General features: G+C 47.5%; 13 protein-coding genes, 4 tRNA genes and 1 pseudogene. All 18 read right to left on the bottom strand.

The features are described 5' to 3' along the window. Nucleotides 1-102: 102 nt before the first annotated feature. The gene (locus FTV88_RS04160) at nt 103-471 is read right to left on the bottom strand and encodes an RsmF rRNA methyltransferase first C-terminal domain-containing protein (protein ID WP_243137296.1); all 369 of its coding nucleotides are present in this window, start codon (nt 469-471) and stop codon (nt 103-105) included. Further along, nucleotides 459-1,577, bottom strand: coding sequence for an RsmB/NOP family class I SAM-dependent RNA methyltransferase (locus FTV88_RS04155; RefSeq protein ID WP_153724524.1), 1,119 nt, complete (start codon nt 1,575-1,577; stop codon nt 459-461). Before FTV88_RS04155 ends, FTV88_RS04160 begins: the two co-directional genes overlap by 13 nt. 79 nt (nt 1,578-1,656) lie before the next feature. Next, nucleotides 1,657-1,794, bottom strand: a pseudogene (locus FTV88_RS04150) (CoA-binding protein); the annotation flags it as partial. Between the two features lie 719 nt (nt 1,795-2,513). Beyond that, complete coding sequence (locus FTV88_RS04140; RefSeq protein WP_153724521.1) at nt 2,514-3,884, bottom strand: M23 family metallopeptidase; 1,371 nt, start codon at nt 3,882-3,884, stop codon at nt 2,514-2,516. A 282-nt stretch (nt 3,885-4,166) separates the two neighbouring features. After that, on the bottom strand, nt 4,167-6,290 hold the full coding sequence (locus tag FTV88_RS04135) for a molybdopterin-containing oxidoreductase family protein (RefSeq protein ID WP_153724520.1): 2,124 nt from the start codon (nt 6,288-6,290) through the stop codon (nt 4,167-4,169). 66 nt (nt 6,291-6,356) lie between these two features. Then, nucleotides 6,357-7,832, bottom strand: a complete 1,476-nt coding sequence (gene scfB, locus FTV88_RS04130; protein WP_243137293.1) for a thioether cross-link-forming SCIFF peptide maturase — start codon at nt 7,830-7,832, stop codon at nt 6,357-6,359. A 109-nt stretch (nt 7,833-7,941) separates the two neighbouring features. Then, nucleotides 7,942-8,085: a six-cysteine ranthipeptide SCIFF gene (scfA, locus tag FTV88_RS04125; protein WP_153724519.1), complete on the bottom strand. Its 144-nt coding sequence runs from the start codon at nt 8,083-8,085 to the stop codon at nt 7,942-7,944. A gap of 154 nt (nt 8,086-8,239) precedes the next feature. Beyond that, a complete protein-coding gene (gene lgt / locus FTV88_RS04120; protein ID WP_153724518.1) occupies nt 8,240-9,001 on the bottom strand; it encodes a prolipoprotein diacylglyceryl transferase in 762 nt (253 codons plus the stop codon). A gap of 177 nt (nt 9,002-9,178) precedes the next feature. After that, nucleotides 9,179-9,255 (bottom strand) — tRNA-Asp (locus FTV88_RS04115). A 6-nt stretch (nt 9,256-9,261) separates the two neighbouring features. After that, nucleotides 9,262-9,337 (bottom strand) — tRNA-Val (locus tag FTV88_RS04110). 8 nt (nt 9,338-9,345) lie between these two features. Continuing rightward, a tRNA-Glu gene (locus FTV88_RS04105) sits at nt 9,346-9,421 on the bottom strand. A gap of 5 nt (nt 9,422-9,426) precedes the next feature. Beyond that, a tRNA-Lys gene (locus FTV88_RS04100) sits at nt 9,427-9,502 on the bottom strand. 247 nt (nt 9,503-9,749) lie between these two features. After that, nucleotides 9,750-10,673 carry an aminotransferase class IV gene (locus tag FTV88_RS04095; protein WP_153724517.1) on the bottom strand — a complete coding sequence of 308 codons (924 nt, stop codon included), beginning with the start codon at nt 10,671-10,673 and terminating at the stop codon, nt 9,750-9,752. 51 nt (nt 10,674-10,724) lie between these two features. Further along, on the bottom strand, nt 10,725-12,275 hold the full coding sequence (locus FTV88_RS04090) for an anthranilate synthase component I family protein (RefSeq protein WP_162007890.1): 1,551 nt from the start codon (nt 12,273-12,275) through the stop codon (nt 10,725-10,727). 91 nt (nt 12,276-12,366) lie between these two features. Beyond that, a complete protein-coding gene (locus tag FTV88_RS04085) occupies nt 12,367-13,653 on the bottom strand; it encodes an adenylosuccinate synthase (RefSeq protein ID WP_153724515.1) in 1,287 nt (428 codons plus the stop codon). A 217-nt stretch (nt 13,654-13,870) separates the two neighbouring features. Further along, complete coding sequence (gene dnaB, locus FTV88_RS04080; RefSeq protein ID WP_153724514.1) at nt 13,871-15,205, bottom strand: replicative DNA helicase; 1,335 nt, start codon at nt 15,203-15,205, stop codon at nt 13,871-13,873. A 75-nt stretch (nt 15,206-15,280) separates the two neighbouring features. Continuing rightward, nucleotides 15,281-17,230 carry a Lon family ATP-dependent protease gene (gene lonC, locus FTV88_RS04075; protein ID WP_153726501.1) on the bottom strand — a complete coding sequence of 650 codons (1,950 nt, stop codon included), beginning with the start codon at nt 17,228-17,230 and terminating at the stop codon, nt 15,281-15,283. 99 nt (nt 17,231-17,329) lie between these two features. Beyond that, nucleotides 17,330-17,776 (bottom strand): 50S ribosomal protein L9, encoded by a 447-nt coding sequence (gene rplI / locus FTV88_RS04070; RefSeq protein WP_153724513.1) that lies wholly within the window; start codon nt 17,774-17,776, stop codon nt 17,330-17,332. Nucleotides 17,777-17,786 lie beyond the last annotated feature (10 nt).

The following is a 17,786-nucleotide window of genomic DNA, read 5'->3' as shown; positions in this document are numbered from 1 at the left end:
TTGTAGTATGCCACGATCTTTGTGGGGGCAAGCTTTTTTACTAGGCTTTCTTAATGAAATTAGGAGCTTCCTAGCTTGATAGAGGCACTGGAAAACAGTTTTTTAGAGCCAGCGAAGTCCTTTGGGGTAGTGGTTCTTGAGTTGGCCTTGCACGGCTTTTCCCCAGCCAAGGGGATGGTGTTCAAGGGTGATTAGGTGCCAGCCCTGGTGGTTTGCAGGGATGGTGAGGCTTTCCCCTTTTAAGTAGCGATAGACTTCCTGGCTTGCTGAGGATAGGTTGATGGTTTTTTGACATTCTTCTGCTTGTAGGGCTAAGGCGAGGGCGTGAGAAGGTTCAAAGCGGTCTCTTTTGATCGTGCCGAGGTGCCAGCCTGGGCGGAGGATTTTGAGGCTTTCGGTGATATTTCGAGGGAGCTTGGCAGGCCACGCGTATAGGTGATCGCCTTGTAGAAGGGGATCTATTTCTGGCACGTACCCGAGGGTGTTTTGACAAAATTCGATGAAGTGGTGCTGTGCTTGCGCTGTTTCTTTTGTGGTTGCTTTCTCTTGTTTTTTTTCTTTGTTGATGACTTGTTTTCCTGTTCTTTTTGTTTTTTTTCTGCTTTTTTACCTTTTGTGCTGATGGATTTTTCTTCTGAAGGATGCTGTTCTATGGTGATGCAGTTTTCAAGGTCTTTCGTGGGGTTTTCTTTTTTTCGTAGTAAGGCGATGTAGTGGCCTTCTCCTTCTATTTGATGGGGCCAGAGGCGGAGATTGTTGTTCTCTCTTTGAAAGTACGCTGGTGTTGTGATGTTCAGGGCCTCAAATTGGGGCTGTTGGTCGAGAAAGTGATTGATTTGTTCTTCGTTTTCTGCTGGTGAAAAGGTGCAGGTGGAGTAAACGATGGTTCCGCCGGGGCGTAGCATGGTGGCGGCTTGTACTAGTATGTCTTTTTGCATAAGGGAGCATTGTTCGACTTTGTTTTCGGTCCAGTCGCTTAGGGCTTCCGGCAGTTTGCGAAACATGCCTTCGCCGGAACAAGGCGCATCGATGACAATTTTGTCGAAGAATTCGGGGAACTTTTGTGCCAAACGGTCGGGGTTTTCGTTGGTGATTAGGACATTTTTCGCACCCCATCGTTCGAGGTTTTCGGCTAGGATTCGTGCTCTTTTGTAGTTGATTTCGTTGGCGATGAGCAGGCCTTCGTTGGCAAGGTAGCCGGCGATTTGGGTTGATTTTCCTCCGGGGGCGGCGCAAAGGTCGAGAATGCGCTCGCCTTCTTGGGGGTTGAGGACTTCGACAACGGCCATGGCGCTAGGCTCTTGTATGTAGTAGAGGCCGGCGGCGTGGTAGGGGTGTTTGCCTGGGCGGTCTTCTTCGTGGTAGTAATAGCCGAGGGAGCACCAGGGGACTGGCTTGAGGTGGAAGGGGCTTTTCTCTTGAAATGTTGCGTGGTTTTTGACTTTGAGAGGGTTGAGGCGGAGGGCTTGGGCCGGCGAGCGGTTGTAGCTTTCTAAGAAGGCTTGGTAAGATTTTTCGTCGAGTTGGCTTTGGAGACGCTTTTGGAATGCTTCGGGGAGGAGGGTCTTTTGGGGCATTTTTGTTCATCCTTTATGTCTTGTTGCAATTATTCCTGATTACGTTGGGGTTACTTCATACTGGGGTTTTTGCATAATCTTCTGTGACTCTTGGGTTGACAGGTATGATTCGATAGCCTTGTGACTGGAGGTATTGAGCAACCTGGTAGCTGGGGCGTTCTTTTTTGTCTGAGATGCCTACAATGGCGATGGTGCGTAGCGAGGGGTAGTAAATCATTTTGTCACTTCCTTATATTTTTTCTATTGTACCGGGCATAGGGGGCTAATACGAAAATAGCTACTCTGTGGTGGGGTCAGGCGTTATGATTTCCTTCCGAACGGACTCATCCCACGCCATGAGCGGCAGCAAGCTGCCGATGGCTGAGGTCTGATAGTCCTCTCTCCAGGAAGTCATAACGCCTGACCCAGATACATCTTGCTGGTTGTGACTGAGTTTTGGCTTATTGCAAATACAAAAACAATAAGCAGTTGCATATACATCGCAGAAAGTTGCGCAAAGCAATGTCAACGGAAAGTAACAATCAGCAAAAAGTCCTCTGGGCCTGGGCATCACGCTTTCCGCAGCGGGACTTGGGACCTCAGCGTATCAGTAGCTTGCTGGCGGTAACAGCGTGGGACCAGTCCAGAGCGGAGGAAAGCGTGATGACCTGGCCCCTCTATGAAGTAACCCCAATGTGATCAGGAAATATTGATTTTCACCGTTGGTTGTACCCAGCCAAGCGTAGGGGGTTCTAATAAAGACAGGTATTTTTTTCTATTTGTTTTCATTGTTGGTATCTTTTTCATTATAGCAGATACTTTTGCCAGGAACTACTGCTGTTGCTGCGCTGTTGGATGAGTACAGCAAGAAGGCGATATATCTTCGTAGGTTTTTACGAGGATATATCGCCCTGTTATAATTTATGGAAGTTGGTGCCTTTTTATCGTTGATTGGTTCTAGTTCAGGTAGCTTCGTGGGTTCTGGGCGCTTCCGTTTTGACGAACTTCAAAGTGTAGGTGAGGGCCGTAAGAGCGACCGGTTGAGCCTCCAAGACCGATGACATTGCCGCGACTTACACTTTGTCCAACGGAGACGTGGATTTGTGATAAGTGAGCGTATCTTGTCTGTAGACCATTTCCGTGGTCGACAGTGATTAAGTTGCCGTAGCCACCGTTCCAGCCTGCAAAGACAACGACGCCATTGCCTGCTGCAAAGACGGGATCGCCCGTTCTTAAATCAATGTCAATGCCCGTATGGAATTCACGACCTCGGTAACCAAAACCTGATGTGATGCGGCGGCCATTGGTAGGCCACGATAAGGTACCGTTTCCGCCACCGTTATAGCTGGCAACGCTGCCACGAGAGGCAACTTGTACGGCTTGGTTACCTCGAACTTCAATGCGAGAAACGGGTTCTTTTAATACCTTTTCATCAATCAAGTTATTCTCAATCTGTATGTCATTTTCCTTGCTGACGATATATGTAGCGAGCTTCGTTCCCCTTTGTCCTTCTTGCTTCACTCGAACTGTCCCGGTGCGAAGGTTGTTGTCTCGTTCTACTTGTGTCTTAAAGGGGATGGTCTCTTCTGCTTGCACTTTAAAGGTAGATTGGACCGTTAGATAGTAGCTTGGTCTGTTGAGATAAATCTCGTCACCAATTTTTAAATTATTTTCATTGTCGAGTTGGGCGTTGGCTTTTCGCAACTCCATCCAGTTCATACCGTGTTTGTTCGCGATGGTCCAAAGATTGTCGCCTGCTTCTACGACGTAGCGAATCTTTTCGTCTTTGCCTTCGATAAGTTGATTCAGTGCATCTTCGTATGTAAGAATGTCTTCAGGTGCTACTTCAACTTCTTGATAGCTAATCTGTTCTTTGATCTGAACGTCAACGACTTCCATACCGTCCGTTGCCTGCATGTAGGAGAAGTAGTGTTTTATATGCTTGATAAGCTTATCGGCTTCTTCTGTGGAGCTTACTGCAAACAAAGGTTCTCCATCAATGAAGATTTGACAAGCCGGTTCTTGAACTTCTTCTTTTTGACTGGCTGAAACAACACTTCCGGAGCCAGGTAAGCTGACGGCACCGAAAGAAAATGCAAATAGGCTGCCCGCGATGGCTATACCTGCAATGGCTGCGCTTGCTTTTAATGTTAATTTATTAGCTTTTATCTTCTCTAGGGATGACTTCAATTCCAAAGCCTTTTGGCGTAGAGCCGAAAAGTTAAAGCTTTCTGTCGGTATGCGCGATTGCACTTGTGTCTTTACTTGTGACTGCACTTGTGTGTCAGCTTTTCTTTTCGCTTTTTTTCTCTCTCTGCCTCTGGACATTTGCGCCCCCTTCCCAACCTTTGGTAAAGGTTGTGAACTTTTTGATTTTCACAGAAGCCTTTGTCATTATAGCATGTCAATAATATCCGGGTAAATACAAAAAGTTCCCTTTTCGGAGGCTTTTTTTTATAAAAAAAAAGAGTTTTTTCAATATTGGTGAAAAAAATGTAAGTGCAGGTAATATCTGGTTAATTTTGAAGGCTGATTACGGTTTATCCAAGAATTCACTGGCCGCATAAGCCAGCAGCTTAGTCACAACCAAAAAAATGTACCTAGGGCAGGCTAGCGATTAAGCCCGTCAGTGCTGATCAGTTCCGCAAGCGCAACTTTGCGAATCTGTCCTAGCGTTTGATAGTAGGCAACGCCATGACCGAGATCTGTTTTTTGTGCTGCTGTTACTTTGTTGATGCCCCCACCGATTTGTGAAGGCAACCCTTGGTACAGAACGGCCGTCCCTTGGGGGACTTGTTCATCTACTCGTAGTGTAAAAATGTGTGTGCCTTGTTCTGTTTCTACTACTACTTTATCGCCTGGTCGTAACCCTTCTGCTTTTGCTTCTTCCTTTTCTAACCAGATCTCATTGCCGCTACCGTCAGCGGGGTCTTCCTCCCAGGCTAGTTCCCAGAATTGTGAATTCTGTCGACCCTGGCTGTGGAGCGTTATCAAGCGAAAGTGTTTTTGTCTTTTTTCTTCGCTTCTTTCTTTTTTAATATTTTCACAAGCTTGTGCCAGCAGCGGGATCTTATCACCTGGTAAAAGATTGGCTTTGCCTGACGAAGTCGCAAAGTTTTTATCTTGAAATGGTACGACTTGAAGATGAGGGTTGGCACGAGGCGCTACTTCTAGATCGGCAAGCGTGAAGGGTGCTTGCTCTATTGTGGCTTGGAGCCAACTCTGGGGATCTTTTTCCCAAAAAGCCTGATCTTCTTGTAAACCTGGTACTTGTTGTTGCAGTCTTCGGGCAAGTTCTTGCCAGATCTGATATTCTGGGCGCACTTTTCCACGAGGCTTTTCGATTGCTTTTTGGTAGTGGATATAGTCATTCCAGGGGCTAAGGTACAGATCTTCTGTTTCAAAAGCGGTGCTCGCTGGAAGGATGAGATCGGCCAGTTGTGCTGTGTCGGTTAGATGGTAGTCAATGACGACTTTGAAAGGAATGCTGTGAAAGGCTTCGGCTAGGTGCATGCTTTGTGCCATTTGGCTGATGGGATTGGCACCTGTTATAACGGCCACTTCAATGGGCACTGCTCTTTCAGTGGTGCCTCTGCTTCTATCCTGCAGGCTTTGCAGGTTGCTTTCTGAGTCCCTTATAGGCCTTTTTCTGGCCAGGATCTCATGGGCTAGGTCTGCCCAGTGTACATATTGGTTTCTTGTCGCTTTTTCTTCTCCCGTCAATGCCTGAGCAAAGCGATGGGCCGACAAGTTTGCCAGATGAATGGCACCGCCAGGTACACCGATCTGTCCTGTGAGTAGAGCGAGGGCGTTGAGTGCTCGTATCGTGAGACCACTATGACCATACTTTTGCAAGCCTGCGCCGATGACGATGGCGGAAGGACGGCCATTTCGTGCATATTGTCGCGCCAGTTGGCGAATTGTGCTTGCTTCAAGCCCTACGATGGGCGCTATTTTTTCTGGTGTCAAGGCGACGATGGCTTGGGCGTAAGAGGAAAATCCTTCGACGTGTTGGGCGATAAAGTCACTGTCCCACCAGCGTTCTTGTAAGATTACCTGCGCCATTCCCAGCGCAAGAAGACCATCGGTGCCAGGTTGAATGGCAATGTGCTGATCGAGCCATTCAGAGGCGCCTGCCAAGGGAAGTGGATTGATGGAGATGATTTTGGCGCCTTTTTCTTTTGCCTCTAAGAGGTACGGCAAAAGATGAATGTTCGTTGTGGTGACATGGCGTCCCCAAAGAAGGATCGTTCTAGCGCGGACGAGGTCTGACCAGGGTGGTGCAACGGCAAGGCCAAAGTCGGCTTTTTGTGCTTCTACGCCAGCACTGTACGAGGGGCTATCGTAAGGTCTGGTGATACCACCGAGGCTGTTAAAAAATCGTTGATCGAGCTTTTTCAAAAGGCCTGTTGATGCGTTGTTGGGGATATGGAGGATGGAAGGGGGCCCTGAGCGACCGAGGGCCTTTTCTAAAGCTTCGGCCAGACTCGATAAGGCTTCCTCCCAAGATATCTTCAGCCAATGGCCTTGTTTTCGCAGAAGAGGCGTCGTGATGCGATCCATGCTGTTATGACGTTGAAGCAAGGCCTGGGCTCGTGAGCAGAGAAATCCCTTGGTGACCATATGTTGTGGGTTGCCTTCAATGGCTGTGATTTTTTCTTCTTCTACGTGGACTTGAAAGGAGCAGAGGTCATAGCAGCGAAGGGGGCAAGTGGCGAGTGCTTTTTGCTTCAAAGGGGCTGGTTCCTCCTTAGGCTTTGTGCTGTGGCTGCAAGGCAGAACAGATTATTCTCGGATAGCTTACTCTCCTGCTACTACGCGGGCGTAGAGGGCCCATTTTAAGCGAATGCGAGCGAGATCGCAGCCGATGGGAGAAGGGCTGCGAAGGTCGCCCGTTTCGGCTTCGTTGTTGGCGTGACAGCCGCCGGAGCAGAGAAAGCGAGCCCAACAGCTTGGGCATCCTTGTTTGTGGTAGATGTGGGCTTGTGCGAAAGTCTCGGAAAGGTCTTTTCTTTCGATGGTGCCGCTAACGTGGCCTAGCTTAAAATCTTCACGCCCGACAAATTGATGACAGGGGTAGAGGTCTCCTTTGGGGTCTACAGCCATGTATTCAAAGCCAGCACCACAGCCAGAAAGTCGCTTGGCTAGACATGGTCCTTCTGCTAGGTCCAGTTGAAAGTGAAAGAAGTTCAAGGGCTGGCCTTCTTGTTGTCGTCGATGAATTTCTTTGGCTAAGATGCGGTATTGTTCATCGATTTTGGGTAAATCGGTGGCTTGTAAGGCGTACCCTTCCTGTGGTGAGGCGACGACCGGTTCGACCGATAGGTGGACAAAGCCAAGATCGTGAATGTGCAAGGCATCGGCGGCAAAATCGGGGTTCTGGCGAGTGTAGGTGCCTCGGACATAGTAGTCTTCGTTCTGGCGGGAATGGACAAATCTTTGTAGATTCTCGACCACTTCTTCATAGGAGCCTTGTCCATCTATGTAAGGACGCATGGCATCATGAATTTCTTTACGACCATCTAAGGATAGTACGACAGATAAACCTTCTTGATTCAAGAACTCTGTGACTTCAGCGTTTAAGAGGAGACCGTTTGTTGTCAAGGTGAGCTTTAGTACTTTGTCTTCTTCGGCTGCTCTTTTCTTGGCGTAAGCGACGAGTTCTTTGACGACGGTGAAATTAAGGAGTGGTTCGCCACCGAAAAAGTCAATTTCGATGTGCCGTCTCCCTTTGGCGTGACGAAGTAAAAATTCAATGGCTTGTTGTCCTGTTTCTAAAGACATGAGACTGCGGTCGCCACCAAAAGGGCCGGTACCGGCAAAGCAGTAGGTGCAACGGAGGTTGCAGTCATGGGAAATGTGCAAACAGAGCGCTTTTACAATGGGCTCATAGGGTTCTTCTCCTGAGTCTTCTAGGCTTTTCTGGTTGCTTTGTCCATAGCTATAACGTCTGGCTAAGTGGTCACTGGTAAAAAGGAGGCCTGCTTTTTTCAGTTCACCTAGTTCTGTAAATACTTCATCAATTACTTCTTGAGACAAGTGGTTTTCACAGAGCAGTTGCGCTGTTGTTGCATGGCCGTCTCCCTGGTTAAAGATAAGGGCATCCATGACTTGCTGGGCAAGAGGTCCTAGACGATGAAGGGAGTTGGAATTGACATCATAGACAAAAGCTACATCACCGTAAGAGAAAGTTAAGATATGGGCAGCAAAGTCATAGCCTTGTAGGTCAGCCCACCACATTGGCGTTGCGCGATAGGCTGCTTCGGTTTTGGTCATTGTATGATCTCCCTTTTTCGTAGTATGTTCCATTTTCTTCTATTTATAAACAAGTACCCCCTATCCGTCGTTGCCGCGAATAGGGGGCCTTCCGGCTCTTATGTTCGATCTATGCCTTTTGGCAAACTTGGTTGCCTACGGTGCAAGATGTTTTACAGGCTGATTGGCAGGAGGTCTGACATTCACCACAACCGCCTGTCTCTACGGTCTGCTGCAAGGAACCTTTCTGTACTGTAAAAATGTGTTTGCTCATTGTAAAAATCCCCCCTCGCTCCTGGGTATGGAAAAAAGTCCATCGGTTATTATAACATTGATCTGAGGCAGGGTAAATAGAAGGTCTTTGTGCTTTTTCTGACCTGTTGTGAAAAATGGTTGGTTTTTAGTGGCCTCGAAGGGTCCCCTTCTGTTTAGTCAAGGGGTGTAGCAGGTTCGGTAGCGAGACCTTTTTTTCTTCTGTAGTAGACCATAAAAAAGGCTAGGCCGATAAAGAGCACAGCAAGCACCTGGGCAAGACGAAATTCTCCGATCATTTCAGAGTCCATACGCAGTCCTTCAATCCAAAAGCGGCCTGTAGAGTAAAGGGCCAGGTAAGCAAAGAAGACTTCTCCGCGACGAACGCTAGGATGGCGACGGAGATAGAGCAGTAAACCAAAGGCGGCAAAGTTCCAGATCGATTCATACAGAAAAGTGGGATGACGCATTTCTCCGGCGATCATCATCGCCCAAGGTAAATCGGTCGGATAACCATAGGCTTCCTGGTTCACAAAGTTGCCCCAGCGCCCTATGGCTTGTCCAATGATGAGCGACGGTGCGGCAATATCGGCGATTTGTAAAAAAGATTGGTTGTGCTTGCGGGTATAGTACCAACCAAAGAGAAAGGCCGCGATCAAAGCACCATAAATGGCCAAGCCACCGTGCCAGATGTAAAAAGCCTGCCTTGGGTCATTGGCGTAGTATTGCCAGTTAAAGACGACGTAGTAGAATCGGGCTCCGAGCAAAGCAATGGGGGTTCCGAATAAGACCAAGTTGTAGAGAAAGTCCGGGTCAAGACCCTGGCGAATCATTTCTCGGTGGGCCAAGTAGGTACCAATAAGTAGAGCGCTACTGATGATAATTCCATACCAATGTACAGTGATGGGACCTATGGTAAATGCAATGGGATCTGGCAAAAGTGATTCCTCCTTTTGCTTCCTAGCTTGTGCCTGCAGTTTATTTCAGTGGTGCCCAGTTTATCCCAAAGCATACTCTTTTCGGGACGCATTGTCAAATATTCTTTCTGAAAAAGAACGAAAAAAGAACCCGCCCCCAGTTCAATCTGGAAACAGGCCCTTTTATAAGCTTGTTAATGGCGGAGCTGACGGGATTCGAACCCGCGGTCTCCTGCGTGACAGGCAGGCATGTTAGGCCTCTACACCACAGCTCCATCGTATGGTGGGCGATGACAGGATCGAACTGCCGACCCCCTGCTTGTAAGGCAGGTGCTCTCCCAGCTGAGCTAATCGCCCAAAAATGTTGGTGACCCGTAGGGGATTCGAACCCCTGTTACCGCCGTGAAAGGGCGGTGTCTTAGACCACTTGACCAACGGGCCTTACATGGTGATCCATGCTGGACTCGAACCAGCGACACCCTGATTAAAAGTCAGGTGCTCTACCAGCTGAGCTAATGGATCTGCGTACGTCGGTACTACAATTTCTTGCTTGTCCCGAGCCCTGACAATTTGAAAGTATACAGAATATAATAGACAATGTCAACACATTTATACGTATTATTTCTTTTTTATGCGTTTTTTTATTAAGTTATTTCTATCACGAGCTTGCAAAGGTTCTCTCTAGTCGCCTTTTTGCTTTGAATGTTTAGTTTTTCACAAAAATAAAAGCCACCCCCCGACTGGTTTGGCTCTATCTGGGGGGTGGCTTTTATGCTTCTGTTCTATTGAGTCGCGTACCGATCTCGTGCCAGACTTTTTCTCGATATCGTTGCCAGAGGTGACAGGTTCTTTCTCCAGGGCGGCCGCTTCCGATTTGTCGGCCGTCAATAAAGCCTACAGGAAGAAGTTCTTTGCCCGAGTTGGTGAAAAAGACTTCTTGGGCGCTATAAAGATGGCTTATGGTAAAAAGACCTTCTTTCACTTGCAGTCCCATGTCGTTGATAACTTCTAAGACTGTTTCACGGGTAATACCTGGCAAGATGCCCGTATCTAAAGAAGGTGTGTAAATTTTGTTTTGGCTTATCCAAAAGATGTTGCTAACAGCTCCTTCCGCAACAAAGCCTTGTTCGTTTAGAAGGATGCCTTCTTCGGCGCCAGCGGCTCGTGCAGCCATGGTCGCCATGATGTTCGGCAAGTAGTTGAGACTTTTGAGCGCCGGGTCTAGGGAAGCTGGTGATGGTTTGCGAACAGAGACAGTGACAGCACGAATGCCTTGTGGTCGTTCCGCTGGAGGCAAGGCACGTACGGGTCGAGCTATGATGACAACATTTGGTTTGAAGCATAATTCTGGATCGAGTCCCGGAGGTCCTTCGCCACGAGTTACCGTAATCCGTACGTAGGCTTCTGTGAGGCTATTAAGGGCCACTGTTTTTTCAATGGCTTCAGCAAGTTGCGGCATTGTGTAGGGGAATTGTTCTATGGAAAAGCCAAGGCAGGCCAATCCGCGGTAGAGTCTTTGTAAATGTGCTGTTAAAGCAAAGACTCTGCCGTTGTAAGCTCGCATTGTTTCAAAGAGACCGTCGCCGTATAGAAATCCATGATCATAAATGCTCACCCGCGCTTCTAAGGCAGGTTTATATAGACCGTTATGAAAGACGACGCCTTCTGGTTTGAAAGCTTCTTTGAGGGACAATAGTGCTCCCCTCCTTATGATTCACCGTGCTGTCCTCTTCTTCTCTCTTTGCTAGGGTTGCTTCTCTTCTGCAATTTCCACCGCTCTGAGTAAGGCTTCAGCTTTACGTAGTGATTCTTTGTATTCTCTTTCTGGCAGGGAATCAGCAACGATACCCGCACCAGCTTGAACGTAAGCCAAGCCTGCTTTGAAGAGCAACGTTCGGATAACAATGTTCAACTCCATGGTACCATCAAAGCCAATAAAACCAATAGAGCCTGTGTAAAAAGATCGCTTCGTTGGTTCTAGTTCTTCAATGATTTCCATAGAACGAATTTTGGGAGCGCCTGTGATGGTACCACCTGGGAAAGTCGCTTGGATCAAGTCGAATACATCCTGATCCGGACGCAAGATACCTCGGACGTTAGAGACTAAGTGCATGACATGAGAGTAGTATTCTATGACCTTAAATTGGTTTACTTCTACGGTACCAAACTGACAAAGTCGCCCTAGATCATTTCGTTCTAGGTCGACAAGCATAACATGTTCCGCTTCTTCTTTCTCATTGTGCAGCAATTCTTCTGCCATGGCTTCGTCTTCTATGGACGTTTTTCCTCTTTTGCGTGTACCGGCAATGGGCCTCGTCTCTGCTAGCCCCTCTTGAAGTCGAACAAGCAGTTCTGGCGAAGAGCTTACTACTTGCCAATCGCCAAAATCAAGGTAACAACTATAGGGTGATGGGTTGATTTGGCGTAGAATTTGGTAGACTGACCAGGCATGGGCAGTGACGTCTGTTTCTAGCCGCACTGATAAGTTGGCTTGGAATATGTCGCCTGCTCGAATGTATTCTTGACAGGATTTTACCATTTCGGTAAATTGCTGGGCTGATACATTGGGCTTTACGGAAATGGTTTCTTCATAGGCTTTTTTCTTATCTGTCCATTTTCCTTCTGGCAATGGCTTAATGAAGTCTAGTTGATCCACGTAGTCTTGCAAACGCTTTGCTGTTATTTCGTATGTTTCTCTAGGCCATTGCAGTGCAACTATCGTCACAGTGTCTTCCAGATGATCAAAAAGGATGGCATCATCGACCCAGTAGAAAAGCAGATCTGGTAAATCTAGATCGTCAATGGTCTGATCAGGGAGACGCTCAAAATGGCGTCCCATGTCATAGGATAAACCACCGACAATACCGCCGCAGAATTTGGGCCTTCCGGGCCAGGCATAGATAGGTGATTGGAGATATTCTTGGCGCAATCTTTCTAGTGGTTTGTCTGCTTCTTCCGTTTGCTCTCCTGAGGCTTGCCCAAAAGGAAGGGCTGGTCGCGGTCTTAAGGCTCTTCTCTCTTGATTTTTTCGAATGGAGATGGTAGAGCCTTTCGCTCGAAACTCTTGGTAAGGGTTCAACGCGATTAAGGAGTAGCGACCCGATTGTTCATTGTGTCGACTGCTTTCGAGCAAGATGCCAATTGTGCCTTGGGGACAGAAGTGATTGAAAGTTGCTGGTACTGTGATTTTTTCTGGCCTTTTTATCGTGACTACGAGGGGAATTCCCTCGTGAGGGTGATTCTGACGCATTTCCTGGAAGGCGCTACATGAGGGGTAGATTGCTCGAGACATCATTGCTTTGTCACCTGCTTTGGATTGTAAAGAAAGGAAGCATCCTGTATGGTGGGCAGGATGCTTTTGAGCAAATCTGTGATTCAATATCTCTTTATGCGAAGAGAGGTTCTATAACGATGGTTTGCTCTCTATCAGGTCCTACGGCTAGGATAGAAGCAGGACATTGACAGAGTTCTTCAATGCGCTTGATGTAGTTGCGTGCTTTTTCTGGAAGATCTTCAACGGTGCGGCAAGCCGTCGTATCGGTCATCCAGCCTTCTACTTCTTCATAGATGGGTTCGCACTTGGCGAGTTTTGCGAGGCTATCAGGGAATTCTTGAATGACTTTTCCATCGTAGCGATAGCCTGTGCAGATCTTGATGGTAGGCAGCTGATCAAGTACGTCAAGTTTGGTGATGGCAATCGATGTGAGTCCGCTGACACGGACGGAATAGCGCAGGATGACGGCGTCAAACCAACCGCAGCGACGAGCCCGACCTGTGGTAGTGCCGAATTCATGACCCGCTTTGCGGATTGCATCACCTGTCTCATCATGAAGCTCTGTGGGGAAAGGTCCTTCTCCCACTCTTGTGGTATAGGCTTTGACAACACCGAGAACTTTGTCAATCGATGTGGGGCCTACACCTGCACCGATGCAGGCAGCACCTGCGATAGGGTGAGAGGACGTTACGTAGGGGTACGTTCCATGATCAATGTCTAGCAAGGTGCCCTGGGCGCCTTCAAAGAGGATGCTCTTGCCTTCTTTGCGCTTTTCTGCTATAAGCAGCGATGTGTCGGCCACGTAGGGACGGAGTCGCTCTGCATAGCCAAGAAACTGCTCGTAAAGTTCGTCCATTTCAAAACCTTTGGTATCGAAAACTCGATCCAGCAAGAAGTTCTTTTCTTCTAAGTTGCGCTCTAGCTTGCTTTTGAATTCTTCAGCGTCAAGCAGGTCAATAAATCGAATGCCGACGCGAGCTGCTTTGTCCATGTAAGCAGGTCCGATGCCGCGGCGTGTTGTGCCAATCTTGTTGGCTCCACGACGTTCTTCTTCTACTTGGTCTAAACGAATATGATAGGGCATGATCAAGTGGGCTCGCCCTGAAATGCGCAGGTTGGCAGTGGAGATGCCGAGCCCTTCTAGATAATCTAATTCTTTGATTAAAACCATAGGGTCGATAACAACGCCGTTACCGATAATACAGAGCTTATCTCCGTAAAGGATTCCCGAAGGAATTAGATGAAGCTTGTACTCTTTTCCTTCTACAACAACAGTATGCCCAGCGTTATTGCCGCCTTGATAACGAACAACGACATCTGCTTTCTGGGCTAGATAATCTGTGAGTTTTCCTTTTCCTTCGTCGCCCCATTGAGCACCGACTAATACAACCGATGACATGCAGCATGACACCCCCGACTAATTCTTTTTCTCGTACTTATTCTCGTACTTAGATGTTTTTTATAAAAATCGCCAAGACGATCCTGTCGTCAGCGCTTTCTAGCTTCATTATTCCCTTATACGCAAAAATAGCCTTGCCCTGGGGCAAGACTGACCCTTTTCATTCTACAAAGGCAAGGCTATAAAGTCAACGGTAAAACGGTAGTACTGGAAAAAACTATCGATAATCTCGGTTAACAAACTTGGTAAACTCTTTCAAAAAGCCTAGTTCGACGGTGCCGACAGGGCCGTTTCGATGCTTGGCAATGATGATTTCGGCAATGCCTTTGTTTTCTGTATCGGGAAAGTAGTAGTCTTCTCGATATATAAACATGACCATATCAGCATCTTGCTCAAGGGCACCTGATTCTCGAAGGTGGCTTAGGTTCGGTTTTTTATCCGGTGTTTGTTCTACGGAGCGCGATAGCTGCGAGAGGGCAACAACAGGTACGCTCAGTTCGCGAGCTAAGGCTTTTAAGGAGCGGGATATCTCCGAGATTTCTTGTTGACGGTTTTCACTTCTTCGCTTGGTACCACCTTGCATCAGTTGAAGATAGTCTATGATAATGAGGCCTAGGTTCTTTTCTTGCTTGAGTCGCCTGCACTTGGCTCTCATTTCCATGACAGTAATGCCGGCAGTGTCATCTATGTAGATAGGCGCATCAGACAACGGCGTTATGGCATTGGTGAGGCTGTCCCAATCTTGATCGGATAAGACGCCATTGCGCAGGCGCTGTTGATCAATGAGCGCTTCTGAAGAGAGCATCCTTTGGACAAGTTGCTCCCGTGACATTTCTAAAGAAAAGACGGCAACGGCCGTTTTGTTGCGCACCGCTGCATTTTGAGCGATGTTGAGGCAAAAAGCTGTTTTTCCCATAGCGGGACGCGCTGCTACGATCACGAGATCGGACGGTTGTAGTCCTGATGTGATACGGTCTAGCTCTCGAAAGTGCGTCGCCACGCCTGTTACGTCGGCTTTACGATTGTAGAGATATTCAATGTGTTCGAGCGTATGTACCAAAACATCCCGAATGGGTACCATGCTGTCGTAGCTCTGGCGCTGGGCAATTTCGAGAAAAGCTTGCTCAGCTTCATTGATCAATTGATCTACTTCGTCATTGCCTTCATAGCCTTTCTGGGTGATTTTCGTAGCGGCTTTGATGACCTGACGCAGTAATGATTTTTCTATGACGATCTGCGCATAGTGTTCTATGTTGGCCGCCGTTGGGACGACGTTGCCTAGTTCTATGAGATAAGGAATGCTCCCCACACGTTCTAGATTCCCTGTCTGGCGCAATGCTTCTGTTACGGTAACGAGGTCAACGGCTTCACCACGTTGGGACAGCGTCACCAATGTCGTAAACAGCATCTGGTGGGCTTCTTTATAAAAGTCTTCTGCTTTTAAGAGCTCCATTGCTTTGTTGACAGCTTCGCCATCTAAAAGCATAGAACCTAGAACAGATTGCTCCGCTTCTATGTTCTGCGGTGGTAGACGATCAAAAATTGTACTCATTGTACCCTCCACCTTCTAGAAAGACAGGAAACCCCGGGCATATCAAATAGCCCGGGATTTGCTTCACTGAATCAGCTAGGAAGCGACAGCTTTCTCTGTCTTTCTCTCTCGATCTACAACATACTCTAGAGCTTCTTTAATGGTATCGACAGGAATGACTTCGATGCCTTTTAGTCCTGAAGGTATGTCTTTGCTATTTTCTTTGGGAATGATAACGCGTCGCATACCAGCTTGGCGAGCGCCATAGATTTTTTCAAAAATGCCACCAACGGCTTTCAGTTTACCGCGGAGAGAGATTTCTCCGGTGACGGCTACGTCCTGCCAGAGTGGTACTTCTTCGACGGCTGAATAAATCGCAAGAAAAATAGCCAGTCCCGCAGAAGGACCGTCGATGTTGGCGCCACCGATGACGTTAACGTGTACATCATGGTGGTTCAGCTCTTTGCCTGTAAGGTGACGAAAGACCGATGAAGCGTTGAAAAGGGAATCTTTGGCCATGGATCCAGCCGTGTCATTAAAACGAATGGAACCTTTATCTCCCTCTATAGGAAAGGCGACTGCTTCTAATTCAATCAAAGAACCTACAAAACCAGTTACGCCAAGACCAAAGATGCGACCTGCTTCACTATTGTGTTCCCCCCGCTGTAAGACGTAAGGACTTAAGCGAGATGTGCGCAGTACTTCTAGCAAGTCTTCTTCTCGAATATGGACGGTAGGTGTACCATCACCACATTCTTCTCGATAAAGCGTTAGACTATATGTATCCGCTAGTAAGTTGACGGCTTTGCGACCTTCAATGGTGTATTCCGCAATTCGCTCCGGTATGGCTTCATCGAGAGTAACACCTAGTTTTTCAGCAGCATTGTGAATGATTGCTTTGATATCTGTAGGTGTTAGGGGTTCAAAAAAGATTTCTGCACAACGTGAACGCAAAGCTGGATTTAGCTCCGAAGGGTCTCGGGTCGTAGCGCCTACAAGGATAAAGTCTGCCGGTGCGCCTGCTTCAAAGATTTTCTTGATCCATTGTGGAATGTTGTTATCGGTAGGATCGTAGTAGGCCGAGTCGAAAAAGACTCTTTTGTCTTCTAAGACTTTGAGTAGCTTGTTCAGCAACATGCTATCCATTTCGCCAATTTCATCGATAAAAAGAATTCCACCATGAGCGTCCGTAACAAGGCCGAGCTTCGGCTCTGGAATGCCTGTGTCTGCTAAATCTTTGCGGGCTCCTTGGTAGATCGGATCGTGAACAGAGCCGAGCAAAGGATTGGTTACTTCTCTCGGATCCCAACGTAAGGTCGTGCCGTCAATTTCAATAAAAGGCGCTTCTTTGCTAAAAGGAACAACTTTGCGCTCTTTCGCCGCTGAAAAAGCAAGGCGAGCCGCTGTTGTTTTTCCTACACCGGGCGGACCATAGCAAATGATGTGTTGTGGATAGGGAGAGGCAAGCTTTGATAAGAGGGCACGAATGGCTCGTTCTTGTCCCACAACTTCTTCTAGTCGTTGCGGTCGTAACACTTCCATGGCTGAACGAGTCAAGCCCTGGTGATCCATTTTCTCCAGCATGGCCAACCTTTTAAAAGTTTGCGCTGTCTCAGGACCACTGTTTTCTTTGAGTACTTGCAATTTAATCTCACGCAAATACTCTTCATGGCGCTCTTGCATCTTTTCCACGACAAGCTTTTCTAGCTTTTCTTCTACAGAACGACGAGCCATCACGGTGGCCAATTCTTCTTCCACCTGCATTAAAACAGCCGGAACCTCGTTCAATTGGGGCACTTTTTTGGCACCGGTGCGCCCTAAGACCAAAAATTGCAAAGCCAAGACGCGCTCTTCTAACTTTTCAGAACGCATGTAAGGCAAAATCTCTAGCTTTGTTCCTTTTAAAACCAGCTTGTCTGCTCCGTATAATTCTGAAAGCATCTCAAAAAGCGCATCGACCTGACGCAAAAGCGCCTCGTCGTCTTGTTTTTCTGATTTGAGTCCCAGTATTCCTGTTTTGCTAAGTTTCTCCATAATTTTTTTCATATTTCGCTCCGTAATCTCTTTTGTCAGGTCGAGCCTTTTGTGACTCAACGATCCCCCTTGTCCTGGTCGATCGCTCCTTAAAAAGAACGCTCTATGATATTATTCGGAGATAACTTGCACTTTTAGTTCCTCAGAGACAGCAGGGTGAATTTTAACGGTGATGGTGTAAAGCCCCAAAGCTTTAATGGGCTGCTTTAGTTCTAACTTCCGCTTATCAATCTTGAGCCCTTTCTCTTTCTGCAAAGTCTCGGCGATCTCTTTGTTCGTAACAGCACCAAAAAGACGTCCACCGTCGCCTGCTTTGGCTTTGATGGTCACTGTAATTCCTTGTAGTTTCTGGCCCAGGGCTTTTGCGGCTGCTAGTTCTTCTTCTTTTCGTTTTGCTTCGTTGGCTTTTTGTCTTTCTAAGGTGTTCATATTTCCTTTATTCGCTTCCAAAGCGAGACCGCGGGCCATGAGGAAGTTACGTCCGTAGCCTTCTTTGACTTCGACGATGTCGCCTTTTTTGCCTAGTTTTTTTACGTCTTCTTGTAGGATTACTTTCATGGTTTTTGCC

The sequence above is a fragment of the Heliorestis convoluta genome, from assembly GCF_009649955.1.
Taxonomy (GTDB): Bacteria; Bacillota; Desulfitobacteriia; order Heliobacteriales; family Heliobacteriaceae; genus Heliorestis; species Heliorestis convoluta.
Note: the sequence above shows the minus strand (reverse complement) of the source record. Positions and strands in the feature narration are given on the sequence as shown.